The organism is Pseudoalteromonas sp. JB197 (genome assembly GCF_002332205.1).
GTDB classification, from domain to species: Bacteria; Pseudomonadota; Gammaproteobacteria; order Enterobacterales; family Alteromonadaceae; genus Pseudoalteromonas; species Pseudoalteromonas nigrifaciens.
The window spans coordinates 1602653-1619923 of record NZ_NRGZ01000001.1; the positions used below are offsets into that span (position 1 = coordinate 1602653).

Consider the following 17271-nt stretch of genomic DNA (forward strand, 5'->3'; position numbering starts at 1 on the left):
ATCGTTTTAAATAATTATAAAACTAATAGTTACACCAGCTCGCTAAGCATATCGGCATTGTATTCTACCAGCGGTTGATTATTACTAATTTTGCTTATGTAGTCTGGGTTTGCAATAAGTGGGCGACCAATGGCAATTAAGTCAAACTTAGCGTCGTTAATCGCCTCTTTTGCTGTTTCAAAACTATAGCTACCCACACCTACTAACGTACCTTTGTAGCCTGCGCGTAAAAATTCAGAGGTATTTTTGCCTTCAAGCGAGTCAAAACGCATGCTGTCGTCAAAAATTCCACCATGTAAGTAAGCAAGATCTTTTGTGTCTAATTCAGCTAACAAATAATCAAATACAGCTTTGTCGCGGCTATCCTCGGTCATATTAAAATAAGCACCCGGCGTTACACGAATAGCGGTACGTTCGTTTCCAACGACAGCAATAACTGCCTCGGTTACTTCAAGCGCAAAACGCGCCATGTTCTCAGGCGTTTGGCCGTATTCATCATTGCGCTCATTTGCTGCATAATGTAAAAACTGATCAATTAAATAACCGTTAGCACCGTGAATTTCTATGCCGTCGAAGCCTGCTTCTATTGCGTTTTCAGCTGCTTTTGCGTAATCGGCTACTAAGCTTTTAATATCATCTGTGGTTGCCGCTTTTGGCGTAATGTAAGTAAGCTCACGCATGCGCGGAACTGTCCCTTCTACACCAATTGCTGATGGCGCAAGTACATCGCCATCAAAAAAGTGTGGGTGAGCAACACGGCCAACATGCCAAAGCTGGGCAAATATTTTGCCCCCATTGGTATGTACTGCGTCGGTTACTTTTTTCCAGCCCTGAATTTGCTCACTAGTAAATAAACCCGGCGTATTAGGATAGCCTTGCGCGTCTGGGCGAATAATTGTCGCTTCGCTAATAATTAACCCTGTATCTGCACGGCGCGCGTAGTAGTCAACCATAGCTTGAGTTGGCACTAGGTTATCATCAGCCATACTGCGCGTTAACGGCGCCATTAATATGCGGTTTTTAAGTTCAATAGTACTGTTTAATTTATACGGGGCAAGTAAATCAATCGACATTGTGGATCCTTTGTGTGGGAATGGCTAAGCACTAAATGCTCAACCTATATAGCAAGTATGGTGTGTAAATGCGGCCATTTGGTAAACATTCAAGGGTATTTTTGAATGAACGCTCAAATTAATAATAAAACTTATACTTACAGAGCCGTAAATTAGATCTATATAGGGTAAATTAAATAATAACTTTTCACCACACTGTCATATAACTCGATATACTTACACTTAATACCAAGCCATAAACTTAGAGTAAGCAAATTATGACAACAGCAAATAACACAGAACAACACGACGTAATTTTAGGCCTTGGCGCAAAAAAACGACTCGCATACATGTACGAAACTGTGCAGCAATTTAAGCAAGTGTGGATTTTAAACGATGACGACGGCTGCGTAATGCTCACTAACGAGGACGACGATTGCGTGCCGGTATGGCCAACACGAGAGTTCGCACAAGCCTGGGCAACCGGCGAATGGCAAGGCTGTACACCTAAAGCAATTCCAACAAACGATTGGTTTAGCCGCTGGACACCTGGCCTTGAAGAAGACGACTTACTGGTGGCCGTGTTCCCTACCGAAGAAGACGACGGCACAATTTTATTCCCTGATGAGTTTCAAGCCCAGTTGAGTAAATCAATTAGGAAGTACTAACTTCTAAAGCAGTGTTCACCTTAAACAAGCTTATTATAAGCATTAAAAGAAAAGTTTATTTACCAAAAGGTTATAAAGCATCTATTATAGTGTTGTAACTTACTTTTATAAAAATCGACCTGGGTGGACGTCAATTCCACCCCCGTAAAAAATCGAATAAAGTAATCAATGCTCAGGTAAATTTAATAAAAAATATACATTTATTTTCTGTGTTTAAATTGGGGTCTACATGCTGTTCAATTCAAAATATAAAAACAAAATTAATGAGTTAAATAACGAGTTAATTCAATTAAAAAAAACCAATGAAAAGCTTGAAGCGCAATTGTTAGCAGCAAACAGCGAGCAATCACAACAAAACGACAATGAAATAGCAAATGATACAGCCTTTGTAAAACAGCGTGAATTAAACACATTATCATTACAGTCATCTGATTTAATTAGTGACATCAGAGAAAGCTTAGCCTCAACTTCACATAAACTAATTAATGATATTACGTCACTTAAGTCATCCCAAGAATTACTTGATACAATTTTAGATATGTTAGCAACGACTTCATCGTCAACACATAATATCTCAAGAGATACAAAATCAGCCACTAAATCCGTTAAAGAATTGCAGTCAGTAACAATCGGAATTAATGATTTTGTAAACATAATTAAAGGGATTTCTGATCAAACAAATTTACTTGCACTCAATGCGGCCATCGAGGCCGCTAGAGCCGGAGAGCAAGGACGAGGCTTTGCTGTTGTGGCAGATGAAGTAAGGACGCTCGCTCAGCGCTCTTCTGATGCATCTAACGAGATCTCTAATTTAATAGCTAAGGTCAATGAGCAAATGCAAAGCGTTGTAACTAACATTACTAACGTTAGCGAAGAAAGTGATGGCATTGCAAATAGCTCATCAGAAATTGATGCTACCGCTAAAAAAGTGGTTGAACTATCACAAAATATGTATAGCGTTATTGTTAATTCAAGTGCCGATGCATTTATTCAAACAGTAAAAATGGATCACATTGTATGGAAATACGATATTTATAAAGTCATTTTAGGCCAATCAAATAAGACTGCAGAAGACTTTTCTGATCATACCATGTGTCGTTTAGGTAAATGGTATTACCAAGGTGAAGGTGCATTAAAATATTCAAGCATTAACGACTTTAAAGCATTAGAGCAACCACATGAAGATGTCCATAAGAATGGCTTTGCTGCTTTAGAAGCATTCCAATTAGGCGATATCAATACTGCTGTAGAAAAAGTATCTCTTATGGAGCAAGCAAGTTTTAAAGTAGTGGACATACTTAGCGCTTTATCACACAAAATTATGGATTATAACTGTAAATAAAATAGTCAAAAAACACCTCACTTTGCATAGCGTTATGGTTCATAATCATTTGGCTATGCATACCAAACTTATATAAATTAATCACAAACTAATGACACCTCCACCTAAGCACTGCTGTTCAATAATCAAACTAACTAAATTATTAACCCTTTAAGTAATCGTTAACTATATTTTAATGATAGTGGGTAACGGTTTACTGATTCACCTAACTAATTCAGCGGTATTAAAATACTCAGCCACATTGCAGCAATAATGGCACTGTCGTTTTATTCTTTTTATTTAGGTTTTAATTATGTTTAAAGTTCATTTAAGTGTTTTATTCGCGACGTTATTTACTTTGCCCGTATGCTCGCAAGAAGCGCAAACACAATCACTTGTGCAAAAAGCGTTAAGTAATGCGCCCACAATTATAAACTTATCAGCAAATCACCCTAACACTCTAGTAACGCCCGCTATTCATGAGCTCGATGCCAGCCCTGAGTCGGATTTAATTCGTTATGGGCGCTTATTAATTATTGATACCTATAAACAACTTCCCAATAACGTAAATAATAAGCTCAATTGTAGCACTTGCCATCTTAATGAAGGGCGTGTAGCCAAAGTCGCGCCTTATGTGGGCATGAATGTGGTATATCCAAAGTATCGTTCACGTAATGCAAAAATAAACACCATTGAAGACAGAATTAATGGCTGTTTTCAACGTTCCATGAACGGCCAGCCACTGCCTACTAATTCAGTGCCTATGCAGGCTATTGTCAGCTACATGAACTTTTTATCACAAAATATAAAAACCAAAGACGATCTGCAAGACAACACAGGTTTTGTCACTATTAATAAAGAGCTAATACCAAACGCCGATAACGGAAAAACTCTTTACGTTCAGCACTGTGCAAGTTGTCACCAACTAGACGGTCAAGGCTTATATCCTAATAATACTTACATGTTCCCAGCCATTGCCGGCAGTCAGTCGTTTAATGATGGTGCGGGTATGGCACGCACTTACACCGCAGCGGCATTTATTAAAGGAAATATGCCATTGGGCCAAGAAGGCATGTTAACCGAGCAACAAGCTGTTGATATTGCTTATTACTTTTCACATTTAGAACGCCCTATTTTTGCCAATAAAGCGGATGACTGGCCAAAAGGTGGCGCACCAAAAGACGTGCGTCGATAAATAACTAGATAGGTAAATAAATTAAGCATCGCTGGCGTATTTAAGTCACTCAACGCCCCTCCTATTTACTGCTTTATATTTTACTCGCTCGTCAAAAAATGCACTATGGGGCATATAACTTAACAGCTCGTCGCAGTTAATTCAGACTTTATCGCAACCTAAGTGTAGTTACATTTAAGTCAACGTACTCTTACTTGATTAATGACAAGGTAACGACTGGTTACAATAATAAGAGAATGTAAATATGAAAACTTTACTCGCCACGGCAATCAGCTCGGCGTTATTACTTTCGGGCTGCTCTGAGCCAAATGTAAACGCTGACAACAAACAACAAACAACTGCGCAAAGTATTTCAGCGCAAGCACAACAAGCTACCAACCCATTATTAGAAAAAAGCACACTACAGTACGAAACCCCTGACTTTGCAGTCATCAAAGATGAGCATTTTTTACCTGCCTTTAATCAAGGTATGGCGCAGCAAATGGCGCAAGTACAAGACATTATTAATAATACAGCCCCTACGACTTTTGAAAACACCATCGTGGCACTTGAGCAAAGTGGCGAGTTATTAACGCGTGCAAGCAGCATTTTTTACAACCTTGCAGGCTCTAGCTCAAACCCAGCGCGTCGTGAGCTTCAAAAAGAACTTGCACCAAAGCTTGCAGCGCACAGAGACAACATCTTTTTAAATGATGCGTTATTTAAAAAAGTAGCCACACTTTTTGAAAAAACAGACTCTTTAGCATTAACAGCGCAAGAAACACGACTATTAGACGTTTACTATAAACGTTTTGTGCGCTCAGGCGCTCAGCTTAATGATGAACAAAAGCAGCAAATACGTGATATTAACTCATCGCTATCAACCTTAACGACACAGTTTTCACAAAACTTACTTGCGCTAAGTAAAAGTAATGTTGTCATCGTAAAAGACCAAAAAGAGTTAGCTGGCTTATCGACAGGTCAAATTGAACAATTTGCGAATGCAGCCGCAGAAGCCGGCCACGAAGGGCAGTATTTAATTAAAATCACCAATACCACTCGCCAGCCTGTTTTAGCTTCATTACAAAACCGTGATTTACGCGAGAAAGTGTGGCGTGCATCTTCAGAGCGCGCGCTAGATGGTGAATTTAGTAATCGCGACATTGTTGCGCAACTAGTTAAATTAAGAGCACAAAAAGCAAAGCTACTTGGCTACAACAGCTGGGCTGAATTTGGTTTAGAGTCGCAAATGGCTAAAAAACCACAAGCTGTATTTGATATGTTTGCTAGCATGGTGCCAAGGCTAACTCAAAATGTAGCGTTAGAAGCTGCCGATATTCAAGAAAAAATAAATGCATCTGCAGAGCAGTTCGAACTTAAACCATGGGATTGGTTATATTATGCCGAGCAAGTACGTCAAGATAAGTACAACCTTGATGAAAAAGCAGTAAAAGAATATTTTGAGTTTAACCGTGTATTAGAAGACGGTGTATTTTTTACCATGAATCGTTTGTATGGCATTACATTTAAGCCACGTAACGATCTACCTGTGTATCACCCAGATGTAAAAGCATATGAAGTATTTGACGCAAATGGTGAAAGCCTAGCTATCTTTTTTGCTGATTATTTTGCGCGTGAAGGTAAACGTGGCGGCGCATGGATGAGCTCGTTTGTTAAACAGTCTGGCTTGCATGGGCAAAAACCTGTTGTTGTGAATGTTATGAACATTCAAAAAGGCGCCAAAGGTGAGCCGACACTTATTAGCTACGATGAAACAACCACTATGTTCCATGAGCTTGGCCATGGCCTGCATGGTATGCTTTCAAAAGTAAAATACCCAACCTTATCTGGTACGTCAGTATCAAGAGACTTTGTTGAATTCCCGTCTACGTTTGAAGAAGATTGGGCAATGCACCCTGAAGTAATTGCTAACTATGCTAAACATTATCAAACAAGCGAGCCTATTCCGGATGAATTACTTGAAAAAGTAATTAAATCAAGAAGCTTTAACCAAGGTTTTGATACATTAGAATATGTATCTGCCGCTTTATTAGATATGGAATGGCATTCATTACCAGCAGATGCCCCACTGCAAGATATTGAAAAATTTGAGCAAGATGTTTTAACAAAACACGGCGTTAACGTGCCATTTGTGCCGCCGCGTTATAAGTCTGCATTCTTTTCTCATTCAATGGGGGGCGGTTACTCTGCAGGCTACTATGCCTACATGTGGAGTGAAATTTTAGCAGCTGATGCATTTGCTTATGTACAAGAGCAAGGTGGCTTAAAACGTGAACTAGGTGACAAATACCGTAAAGAAATTTTAGAAGTCGGTAACTCGCGTGAACTGATGGAATCGTTTAAAGCATTTCGTGGCCAAGAGCCAGACACATCAGCCTTACTTAAACGTCGTGGTTTAACAGCCACGGTTGAATAACAAGCTGTTAGTAGAGCTTGATGGCTACATAGCCATTAAGCTCTGCTTTATGCTAGTACATTAAACTTCAAACGTCCCTCAGCCATTTCTATGGGTATGCCCTAAATAATAATTGCCCAGCAGCAAAACGACTCCCACTTACCCAACCAGTTTAACCTTAGCCGAGCATGTATACGTTAAAACATCGGCATAAAAATAATCGAGTCGCACAAGCGATAAGCTAACAGGCTAAACTTTATTACAGGCACATCGAGTAGGGTGAGGCTTTTGCCTCATCCCTCTCACAGAACCGTACGTACGGGCCTCGTATACGGCTCCTGTATTCTTCTATCCCTTCGGCTTATTTTCTAAACGCCGAGTGAGCAAGCCATCCTGTACTTACTTTTTCCATTGAATATAAACCTTGCTCCTCAAACCTTGAACTATCGCAAACGTTTGCCGAAATATTTGAGAGCTTTCTAAGCTGCCTGTGCGGCAGTGAACTTTGATATATCAAACTAAGGAGTCATTTACATTTTCTAAGCTGCCTGTGCGGCAGTGAACACACCTGTTTTAAGTGGGTTTGATTCAATAACTTTCTAAGCTGCCTGTGCGGCAGTGAACATGGGGCAGGAAATAGTGTAACAGTCTCTAACTTTCTAAGCTGCCTGTGCGGCAGTGAACACTGAGCGCATATCTAATCTCTTCCCCTCAATTTTCTAAGCTGCCTGTGCGGCAGTGAACTAGATTGGAGTTGTTCAGCTTGGCAAAGGTTATTTCTAAGCTGCCTATTAGGCAGTGAACATTGCTATTGCCCTTCACTATCACGCACGCCTTTTCTAAGCTGCCTGTGCGGCAGTGAACCGGTAGTTGAGTTTTACCAACAAGATATTGTCTTTCTAAGCATGCATATGCGGTTCAGCCCCGTGGGTACGGGGAACACTTAGTGTAATTCGTGGTGATGATATATATACACGGTTCAGCCCCGTGGGTACGGGGAACACCAATTATGCCACCAACAAAACCGTCCAAAACACGGTTCAGCCCCGTGGGTACGGGGAACACCTTAACAACTTGTTTTTAGCTGGCGGTAAACCGCGGTTCAGCCCCGTGGGTACGGGGAACACGACTTAGCTTCATCCTGCGTCATAATCGTCCACCCTTCAGCCCCGTGGGTACGGGGAACACGAATTGGACGCGATGGATGAATCGTTGCATGGACGGTTCAGCCCCGTGGGTACGGGGAACACCAATAGATGATCTTAATCTTGCAGCGTTTGCAGCGGTTCAGCCCCGTGGGTACGGGGAACACGTTATTACATGCCAAGCTATGACTTGTTAAAGCGGTTCAGCCCCGTGGGTACGGGGAACACTGTCATTTGCTCTACACTGCGAGTGTTTTGATCGGTTCAGCCCCGTGGGTACGGGGAACACACCGTTAAAAACATCATTTAATTTACTCATAACGGTTCAGCCCCGTGGGTACGGGGAACACATCCAAAGCCTTTTCATGGTTAGTCATTATCGCGGTTCAGCCCCGTGGGTACGGGGAACACTACGTTAACCTTTTACCCGTGATTTTTTAACGCGGTTCAGCCCCGTGGGTACGGGGAACACTTAATGATGCAATAGAGCGCACCGGTGTGAGTCGGTTCAGCCCCGTGGGTACGGGGAACACTGTTGAAAAGCAAAAAAATATCAATAAAAAAACGGTTCAGCCCCGTGGGTACGGGGAACACCAGAGACTGCAGCAACTGCAAGCAAGGCAAGGCGGTTCAGCCCCGTGGGTACGGGGAACACCCTATCACCTCTGCTTTCGCATTGGCGGTTAACGGTTCAGCCCCGTGGGTACGGGGAACACGGTATGAGGTAATCCAAGCATATTTAGATCATCGGTTCAGCCCCGTGGGTACGGGGAACACCCAGCATTTACCGAGAGCGGCGAAAAAATAGGCGGTTCAGCCCCGTGGGTACGGGGAACACTTTGCTCACCGTCCACTTCCATTTTTTTATAGCGGTTCAGCCCCGTGGGTACGGGGAACACGCTTAAGCATATACGCTAAACATTTAGGGTGGCGGTTCAGCCCCGTGGGTACGGGGAACACTCGGTTTCTAGCACGTCAAGCTTGTCTCGCTGCGGTTCAGCCCCGTGGGTACGGGGAACACCTTTGTACGACTTGGCTATAGCACTCATGCAGCGGTTCAGCCCCGTGGGTACGGGGAACACTCCTCACGGCATGTTATTTCACCTAAAACATACGGTTCAGCCCCGTGGGTACGGGGAACACTATCAAAAGAGCCGCCTAGAGCCTGAAGCTCCCGGTTCAGCCCCGTGGGTACGGGGAACACCTAATTTTATTCCAATAACCGGCACCAGCAGCCGGTTCAGCCCCGTGGGTACGGGGAACACGTATGAAGTCACTTGGTTTCACAATCAAAGCACGGTTCAGCCCCGTGGGTACGGGGAACACGTAAGTAGGAATCATAACACCAGTTACAGAGTCGGTTCAGCCCCGTGGGTACGGGGAACACTAATGCAATAAAAAGCCCATCGTTTTGATGGGCGGTTCAGCCCCGTGGGTACGGGGAACACCACTATCAGCAATGCAGGTACATCTGGTCCCACGGTTCAGCCCCGTGGGTACGGGGAACACACAGATAAGGGTGAGACCGTAAATCTCCTCACCGGTTCAGCCCCGTGGGTACGGGGAACACAATAAATCACATCTGAAGATATCTAGATGTACCGGTTCAGCCCCGTGGGTACGGGGAACACTCTAAGAGTATATGCTTGTTTTAATTAAATAAAAATAGCTAAGTAAAATCTACCAGATTTTTAAAGAGCAAAACAGTTATTTATCAGTCGGTATTTCTTGCGTAATTGGAGTGAACTTAACTAATCTTAAACCTTCTAAATCAATTGGCATTCGTGCATTTTTACCATAAGTAATAAAGTCAAAACCCGATTCCGTATTTGTACTCCACGCCATTACAACATTTCCTTGCTCTGCTAACTCTTGGACTTGATGCCAAATCATCTCTCGTATTTTTCTGCCAACATCGCCGACATAAACACCAGCTCGAATTTCTAATAGCCAAACAGCTAACCGCCCTCTTAATCTTGGCGGTACGGCTTCGGTTACTACAACACACATGCTCATAATCTATTCCTAACTTGAACGGTGACCTGAATCACCAATAGATTCTGGCTCTGGTAATGCCGGCGGCTGCACATCATCATAAGGCTTAGGTGGAGTGATCTCTCCTGCATTTAGTACTTCTTCTATAAGAGGAATTAGCCGTTTGAGGGTTTTATCTTTTCTAAAAGCTTCACGGCACGCTATGTAATGGTCTAATGAAACTGGAGAGGTTTATAGCGTAAAATGAGTTAAACCGAAAAGGTATCAATATGACCAGGAAATCAAAAGTAATACTCAGTGCACAGCAGAAACTCGAATATGCCAAATTAATGGTAGAAGAAGGCTATACCAATAAACAAATTGAAGAAATGTCTGGCGCTGGAAAGTCAGCAGTATCACGTTGGAAGCAACAATATTTATCTGAACTAGATGGTAAGAGCCCTGAAAATGTACAAGCACTTACACCTGAACAGCAGCGTATTCAATTACTAGAGAAGCAGCTGAAGCGTGCTTTAAAGGATAATGACATATTAAAAAAAGCCACCGCTTTCTTCATTCGCGACAATCAAAATTTAAAGTAATGAAAGAATTGAAGAAAGCAAACGCAGATTACACTATCACTGAATTGTGTCGTGTTTTAGAGGTTAGTATGAGTAGCTATTACTATGAACCTGCCAAACCCGATGAACAAGAGCAGGTGCTTTTGGATTTAATTGAATCGATAGCTGAGGACTCGGGTAATACGTATGGCAGGCGTAGAATACACGCTGAACTGAATGCACTTGATCACACAATAGGAGTATATAAAACGGCGTCATTGATGAACAAATTGAATATACACGCCATTGTGCCAAAGAAAAAACATTATTACCCAAACTCAGGTGATGAGCATCACTATGCACAAAACCTTTTAAAACGACAATTCAACCCGAAGACACATAACACGCATTGGGTAGGTGATATTACTTACAGTGTGCCCGGAGTTCAGCACTAACAAGGAATGCTTTAATGAACCACGAGTCTATCTGAAATACATGAGCAATACGGTAGGAGCCAAATTGTTTATGGCACTATCTGGTTGTGCAGATAGTTGAGTCTGAGCGGCAGTGACTTATCGTATGCTGATAAGGTGATGGAACTCGCTGACAACGGGGAGTGAGGCGAATTCGTTACGCCAAGATGCTCTTCTAGACTAAGTATTGGACGGATGAAGTACATGAACCGATTAACCCGCATCTATGGGCTGAAACGTCGCCATTGCCTACACGAATTAACAGGCAATATGATGCTGCAATAATACTAAATGTATGAGTATTATTGCCGACTTGATAAATCACACGTAGGTATTTATCAATGGATAAACGCTAAATCACAATTCAGCGTTTAAGTATTATTACCTTACAGCACGATAAGGTTAAAGACTGCGATCGGCATCCACCCCAATATGTTCGAGTTCAGATAGGTAAACCGGGGAAGGTTTGTTTGAATGCTAAGGGAGCACGACCCCGATGACAAACAAGCTGGCGGAGCGTTCGTAGTAGTCTGAGATGGGGAAAGCCCATTACATGGCGAAGGGGCGCAGTTTAATTGATTTGCGCAAGCAAATTACCTGACCTTAATGAGGTGAAGACCTTTGATAATCAGCGAACTGCAACGTAAATTAGCAACATGGACAGCAACCGATAAAGCGCGTCGCGTTAATCGATTACTGCGCCTTATCAGTCACCCACAATGGCTTTGCCAAGCGGCTGAAGTAACGCTTTCTTCAAAAGGTGCCAAAACACCTGGCGTTGATGGAATAACTAAAATTCACTTACAGGATAAGCTGACTGATTACTTAGATGGGATCAGAAATGATTTACTCTCGGGTAATTATCAACCAATGCCTGCCAGACGAATTTATATTCCTAAAGCGAATGGAAAGCAACGCCCTTTAGGCATACCCACCTTAAGAGACAGAATAGTGCAACGTGCCATGCTCATGGCAATGGAGCCGATATGGGAAAATGATTTTCATTCACTATCCTATGGTTTTAGACCTGAACGCAGTGTCCATCACGCCATTAGAACTGTTAAGTTACAAATGACAGGCTCAAGTGAACCACGTGGGCGCTGGGTAATTGAAGGGGATTTATCAAGTTATTTTGATACAGTCCACCATCAATTACTGATGACATGTGTGCGTAAGCGTATCAATTGTCGACGATTTAATGAATTGCTCTGGCGGTTCATCAAAGCAGGACATATTGAACGTAATCTATTCTGTGCAACAAGCGAAGGCGTACCACAAGGTGGTGTCATTTCTCCATTATTGTCAAATATCATGCTCAACGAATTTGATCAGTATTTGGATAAATGCTACTTGAGCAAGAAAGCACGTAAAGATCGCTGGTACTGGAATCGTACAATCCAAGATAAGCGTACCATTGCACTAGAGGAAAATAGACAATGGAAACCTGGGGTTGCTTATTGTCGTTATGCCGATGACTTTCTTGTGATTGTCAAAGGTAACAAACAACAAGCAGAAGCCATTCGTGATCAGTGTCGAAATTTTCTTGAAGGTAAACTTAAACTCACACTTAACATGGAGAAAACCCATATTACGCATGTGAATGATGGATTTATCTTCCTTGGTCATAGGATCATAAGGAAACGTGGTCCTAAAGGGAATATGCGTGTGGTGTCTGGTATTCCACATGGTAAGGCTAAAGCATTTTCTCATTCCTTGAGCCAAGCTTTATCCAGTGATCACAGTTGTAGCAAGATAGACAAAGTTGAACAACTCAGCCGCAAGCTTAAAGGCTGGGCGCAATTTTATCGTCATACTGATTATACCGCTAAAGTTTACAGTAAAATTGATCGTATAGTTTTCTGGAAATTAGCAAAATGGCTAGCGCGGAAATATCGTTGCTCCGTTAAGTCATTAATGATGAAGTGGATAAAACGACCGACGCCAAATCAGGCCAAGACTTGGGTATTATTTGGTAAAAGCAATCGAGGTAATTTATGTAGCGCTTCACTATATCGACTGGTGAGCAGTCCTAAGTTGCCCTTCCGTTGGCGATTACCTGAATCAAACCCTTATCTTAGAGATGAAATGAGAAATACTGTCACATCTCGCTACAGCGATGTTGTAATGGCTGTAAGCCACAATTAAGCGGAGAGCTGTATGCGCTGAAAGGTGCACGTACGGTTCGGAGAGGAGAGGCAGAAAAATAGTTCGACTACGTTCTGCCTCTTACTCTACTTAGAAACCAGCAAGGGTGGAGTTATTTGGCCTGCGTGTTAGATTTATCAACGAAAGAAATTGTAGGTTATGCTTTATCAAAAAGCCCTAATGCTGAACTAGCTAAAGCAGCATTAAGTAATGCAATTAAGCGCCAACAGCCGGTTCTTAATCAACTGATGTTTCATTCAGATCAAGGCTGTCAGTATTCAGCGGCCTCGTTTAGAACGAGGTTATCACAACTGACGATAACACAAAGTATGAGTCGCCGAGGTAATTGTTGGGATAATGCCGTTATGGAGCGTTTTTTTAGGAGTTTAAAAACAGAGCGTTTGAATGGTCTTTCATTTATAAATCATGATTCAGTGATAAATGAAGTAGATAATTATATTCAGTTTTATAATTACAAACGCAGGCATTCGACGCTTGATTACATGACACCGCATCAGAAATATAATGAATTAAAAAATGCCGCTTAGAATCTCTCTAAAATTAGTTGACCATTACACTATGCGAACTTCTCGATCGGGTTGTTTAGGCCGTTTGCTCGCAACTTTAAACGCCGCAGGCACAACCGTGTCAAATTTAATAAGGTCGGCAATATCATACACAAATGAAAGTGGCTTACCTGAGTGTAAAAAACCGATAGCAGGCGCATAACCAGCAGCTAATATCGCGGCCTCGGTTACGCCATATAAACATGAAGTGGCAGCACTTATACATTGATTTATTATATCTCCTGCTTGCCAGTCTTTTGGGTTGTAGCGCCTTCCCCGCCATTCAACATTATATTGTTTGGCGAGTAGCTCATAGGTTTTACGCACTCGTGCCCCTTCGATCCCGCGCAGCTGATCAACACTGCGTCGCTCTGGAGCTACTTCGTTAAAGCGCAGTTCAAACATTTTGCGAACCACTTTTAAGCGTAAACTTTCATCAAGTGCTAACTTGGCTTGATAAAGCAACTTATCTGAACGTGCGCCACCAGGCTGACCTACAGAATAGAGCCTGACACCGGCCTCTCCTACCCAAATTAGTAATGTGCCTGTTGTTGCTGCAAGTTTAACAGCAGCATGGCTTATGCGTGTACCAGGTTCGAGTAAAATACACACTACCGACCCTACTGGTATGTGCATTCGTTCGCCGTTCACTTCATCAATAACAACAAATGCACCATCGCGTACATCAATGCGCCCCATTGCAACAAATATCATAGAGTTACGATCTTTAATGGGTATTGGTTTTAAAGGGAGAAAGGTCATTATTTAGCATCTTTTTGAATTGTAGCCAGGGTTATCTTTGACTGTTGTTTAATAGAGTTACTGAGTATTCCCATTTGTTTAATTGCTAATTTATTTAGACTTTCAAGACGTTGAGCTTGATTAATCCCTTGCTCAATAAAATGAGCATTTAAACTTTCTAAATTAGCCAAACACACTAACTGATGAACATTAGCGTGATCGCGCATATTACCTTTTATTTTTGGGTTTTCACTGCGCCATTGCTTTGCGGTTGTACCAAATAGAGCAACATTTAAAAGATCAGCTTCGCTGGCATACATTTGAGCTACTTGAGATGAACTAACCGTATCTGGTATTAAGTTTTCTTTAATCGCGTCGGTATGAATTAAGTAATTTACTTTGGCTAGGTTTCGCTTTATATCCCAACCTAGCTGTTGTTGTTCTTGATCTTTTAAGCGTTGAAATTCTTTGATCAAATAAAGTTTAAACTCAACCGAAACCCAACTTGCAAATTCAAACGCGATATCTTTTTGCGCAAATGTACCGCCATAACGCCCTGCTTTTGAAATAATACCTATCGCATTAGTAGCACTTATCCATTGTTTAGCCGTGAGCGTAAAGCTATTTAACCCCGCTTCTTTTTTAAACCCGTCGAATTCGACGGGATTAAAATGAGGATTATTTAGTTGCTCCCAAATACCTAAAAATTCAATGGTGTTACGGTTACGCAGCCAGTTACGAATTAAATCATCAGTACGTGCCGTGCTTTTAAAACGCGCAATATCTGTAATATTAATATATTCAATATCACCTTGTTTTAAAGTAGAAATATCCTTTTCAAGTACCCTTAGTTTCGCAGCCATAACAAGTCCTATTAAATTTTAAGTTACATCAACTTTAGTTAGCTTTATAAAGTACATACTCACCTTTTACTAACGCTTTAAATAAAGGTAAATCATGCTGATATTTACGCTGTACTGATTTAAATATGGATTTTGCTTCAGTATTTAGCGCTGTGATCGCGTCTTTTCTTAATTGCGACGCTTCTTTTCTATCTACATCTAATAAAATTTGTTGAATAATTTGTTGCGCATTAGAGGTAAAGCGTTGCATTGCCTGCTTTTTAATTCCTCCTACAAAGTTTTTATCGTAACCAACTCCAAACATTTTATTAAACGATTGAGAAAGCTTATCTTTTTGCTCAAGTCCTGCATCTATAACTTGAGAGATACGCCTATTATTTTTTGATAGTGAAGAAGGCATAGAATACAAATCATAAACACGCCCGGTTATTGAACCTTGATCAGCAATATTACCGCCAATGAGTATATTCGCCTTTCCTCGCCCTAATTTATTTTGAAATTGATTAAAAATAAAAGCGGGTTTCACTATCGCTTTGTCAGTTTCCTTACCAACAATATAAGATGTTAACTCCTGCCAAGATTGCCAGTTTTGATCTCTTGCGCACACAGCATATGTTCCATCTTCTTTTTCCATTCTCGGCGTATAAGGGTGCAACCACCAACCAGCGCCATTATCACGTCCATTCTTCGTGGAGCCATATGTACCGGTAAACTTTATTCGCTGAAAATTTCTAGCTACTTTTTCTGTTTTAGAGCCGCAAATATGGCAGCATCCAGACTGCTCAACCATCTGAAAATCAATATAATATGCAAGTGCAAATAAACCTCTTTCTAACCCAATATTTTGTGCTTGGTAGACAGCTCCTGAAGGAGGTAAATCCCACATGTAGCGTGTTTCTGCTGTTTCATCTAGTGCTGAACATTCATCATAGAAATCAATCGCTACTGTATTTAATAATAAGGTTGCTTTGAGTGTATCGCCTGCGATTAAGGTAGTTATTGAACCACCGCCCCTTATACCTGTTGCTCCTGTTGGACCAAAACATTCACCTTTAATGTTCATGTGCAAATTGTAATTAAGAACATGAGTACAATCTGAACAAGATTGACTTACACTCTGTGGGTCTGAAAATAATCCTAAAGCATTTGCTGAACCACCACATTCAATTCCTGAAACTAATTTAGTAATTGGTCCATCTGCAATTTTTGAGTTGGCAGGAAATGGTAAACGCATAAAACGCGTCTCTTCAAACCATTCTACTTCTATCTCCTCAAGTGCTTTTTCATACTGTTCCGTCGTTAAACCATTCGCTAAATAGTCTTTCAACTCAGCGATTGTTGGCTTTAATACGACCGTTGTAAGCGACGCTAACATTTGCAGCATGGCTAACTGGGTTTCGTCAAAAAAGTACTGGAGTTGATAATCAGAATCTGAAGTTAAAACCTCTTTTAAAGAAACTTTACCAACGGTTGTAGCGATAAAAGGATCTTTAAGTAAGTTCATTCAATACCTCCTGATCTTTTTTAATCATTTGCCCACTAACAAATACTGTTCTCATTGCATATTTTCTAAAAATAGAGGTTAGTTTGTCTCGTACTTGCAACGTAGCGACATGGTTTTCACCTTGTATATCACTAAAAATTTGCCCGTTCTCACCATGCTCTTTTAAAGCAGTAGACGGATTAGTTTGATCCATCACTGTTTCAAACAAAGGTCGCGTCAACGGGCACGATTTTCTCCCTTGAAACAAAGTAAACTGTGGCGCTTTCACTGCATAAGTTAGCTGTTTAATTAACTGTTCACTGGCTGTAATAGCAAACGTATATTCACTATCACACCAGTATTCCCTGTAAGTAGGTTTAACGCCCTTTTGAATTTTTCCCTGTGGGCTGCGAAAATTTTGCACTGTGTGGTAGTCCATTATTTTTTCACCCGCATTATTAACTTGAACTGCCACCTGCACACTTTCAGATAATTCAAAAAGCCTACCTTGTTCTTTGCGCGTAATACCAAGCGCGGCAGCAAGTAAACCAATAATCGCAGAACGTGTTGGAAAGTGATTAGCTCTGCGGTGAACATCAAAGGTTTGCAAGCCATATGCTGACAAACCTTCTGTTTTTAAAATTAACGTTTTCATAGTTAACGCCCTTTTGCATTCTGTAGCAATTTAGT

11 protein-coding genes, 2 pseudogenes and 1 CRISPR repeat array are annotated in these 17271 nt (G+C 41.3%); of the genes and pseudogenes, 7 read left to right on the forward strand and 6 right to left on the reverse strand.

The features are described from left to right. Positions 1-29 precede the first annotated feature (29 nt). Entirely contained in the window at positions 30-1073 is a 1044-nt protein-coding gene (locus CIK86_RS07535) for an alkene reductase (RefSeq protein WP_086994893.1), read from the reverse strand. Between the two features lie 257 nt (positions 1074-1330). On the opposite strand from CIK86_RS07535, the gene CIK86_RS07540 reads away from it, so the two are divergent. The 4 genes from CIK86_RS07540 (at position 1331) to CIK86_RS07555 (ending at position 6652) form a co-directional block, all read left to right on the forward strand. Continuing rightward, positions 1331-1720 carry a DUF2750 domain-containing protein gene (locus tag CIK86_RS07540; RefSeq protein WP_086994890.1) on the forward strand — a complete coding sequence of 130 codons (390 nt, stop codon included), beginning with the start codon at positions 1331-1333 and terminating at the stop codon, positions 1718-1720. A gap of 229 nt (positions 1721-1949) precedes the next feature. Continuing rightward, positions 1950-3062, forward strand: a complete 1113-nt coding sequence (locus CIK86_RS07545) for a methyl-accepting chemotaxis protein (RefSeq protein ID WP_086994887.1) — start codon at positions 1950-1952, stop codon at positions 3060-3062. Positions 3063-3354: 292 nt separating this feature from the next. Continuing rightward, positions 3355-4236, forward strand: coding sequence for a c-type cytochrome (locus tag CIK86_RS07550; RefSeq protein ID WP_086994884.1), 882 nt, complete (start codon positions 3355-3357; stop codon positions 4234-4236). A 244-nt stretch (positions 4237-4480) separates the two neighbouring features. Further along, positions 4481-6652: a M3 family metallopeptidase gene (locus CIK86_RS07555; protein WP_086994881.1), complete on the forward strand. Its 2172-nt coding sequence runs from the start codon at positions 4481-4483 to the stop codon at positions 6650-6652. Between the two features lie 454 nt (positions 6653-7106). After that, a CRISPR array of direct repeats spans positions 7107-9407; the repeat unit is 29 nt; unit sequence CGGTTCAGCCCCGTGGGTACGGGGAACAC. Between the two features lie 76 nt (positions 9408-9483). Here the strand turns inward: CIK86_RS07555 and cas2e are convergent. Further along, entirely contained in the window at positions 9484-9792 is a 309-nt protein-coding gene (cas2e, locus tag CIK86_RS07560; protein WP_086994878.1) for a type I-E CRISPR-associated endoribonuclease Cas2e, read from the reverse strand. 248 nt (positions 9793-10040) lie between these two features. On the opposite strand from cas2e, the pseudogene CIK86_RS19375 reads away from it, so the two are divergent. From CIK86_RS19375 to CIK86_RS07585, 3 genes and pseudogenes are all read left to right on the forward strand, one after another. Beyond that, positions 10041-10741 (forward strand): annotated as a pseudogene (locus CIK86_RS19375) (IS3 family transposase); the annotation flags it as partial. Between the two features lie 663 nt (positions 10742-11404). Next, positions 11405-12928 carry a group II intron reverse transcriptase/maturase gene (gene ltrA, locus CIK86_RS07580; protein WP_008109360.1) on the forward strand — a complete coding sequence of 508 codons (1524 nt, stop codon included), beginning with the start codon at positions 11405-11407 and terminating at the stop codon, positions 12926-12928. 62 nt (positions 12929-12990) lie between these two features. Next, a pseudogene (locus tag CIK86_RS07585) lies at positions 12991-13476 on the forward strand (IS3 family transposase); the annotation flags it as partial. A 24-nt stretch (positions 13477-13500) separates the two neighbouring features. Here CIK86_RS07585 and cas1e read toward each other — a convergent pair. Genes cas1e through cas5e form a run of 4 tightly spaced genes read right to left on the reverse strand, consistent with a single transcriptional unit; the run spans position 13501 to position 17236 of the window. Further along, a complete protein-coding gene (gene cas1e / locus CIK86_RS07590; protein WP_086996216.1) occupies positions 13501-14256 on the reverse strand; it encodes a type I-E CRISPR-associated endonuclease Cas1e in 756 nt (251 codons plus the stop codon). Further along, positions 14256-15098, reverse strand: a complete 843-nt coding sequence (locus CIK86_RS07595) for a KilA-N domain-containing protein (RefSeq protein WP_086996213.1) — start codon at positions 15096-15098, stop codon at positions 14256-14258. Before CIK86_RS07595 ends, cas1e begins: the two co-directional genes overlap by 1 nt. 34 nt (positions 15099-15132) lie before the next feature. Continuing rightward, on the reverse strand, positions 15133-16602 hold the full coding sequence (locus tag CIK86_RS07600) for a type I-E CRISPR-associated protein Cse1/CasA (RefSeq protein ID WP_086996210.1): 1470 nt from the start codon (positions 16600-16602) through the stop codon (positions 15133-15135). After that, complete coding sequence (cas5e, locus tag CIK86_RS07605; protein ID WP_086996207.1) at positions 16589-17236, reverse strand: type I-E CRISPR-associated protein Cas5/CasD; 648 nt, start codon at positions 17234-17236, stop codon at positions 16589-16591. Before cas5e ends, CIK86_RS07600 begins: the two co-directional genes overlap by 14 nt. Positions 17237-17271: the final 35 nt, after the last annotated feature.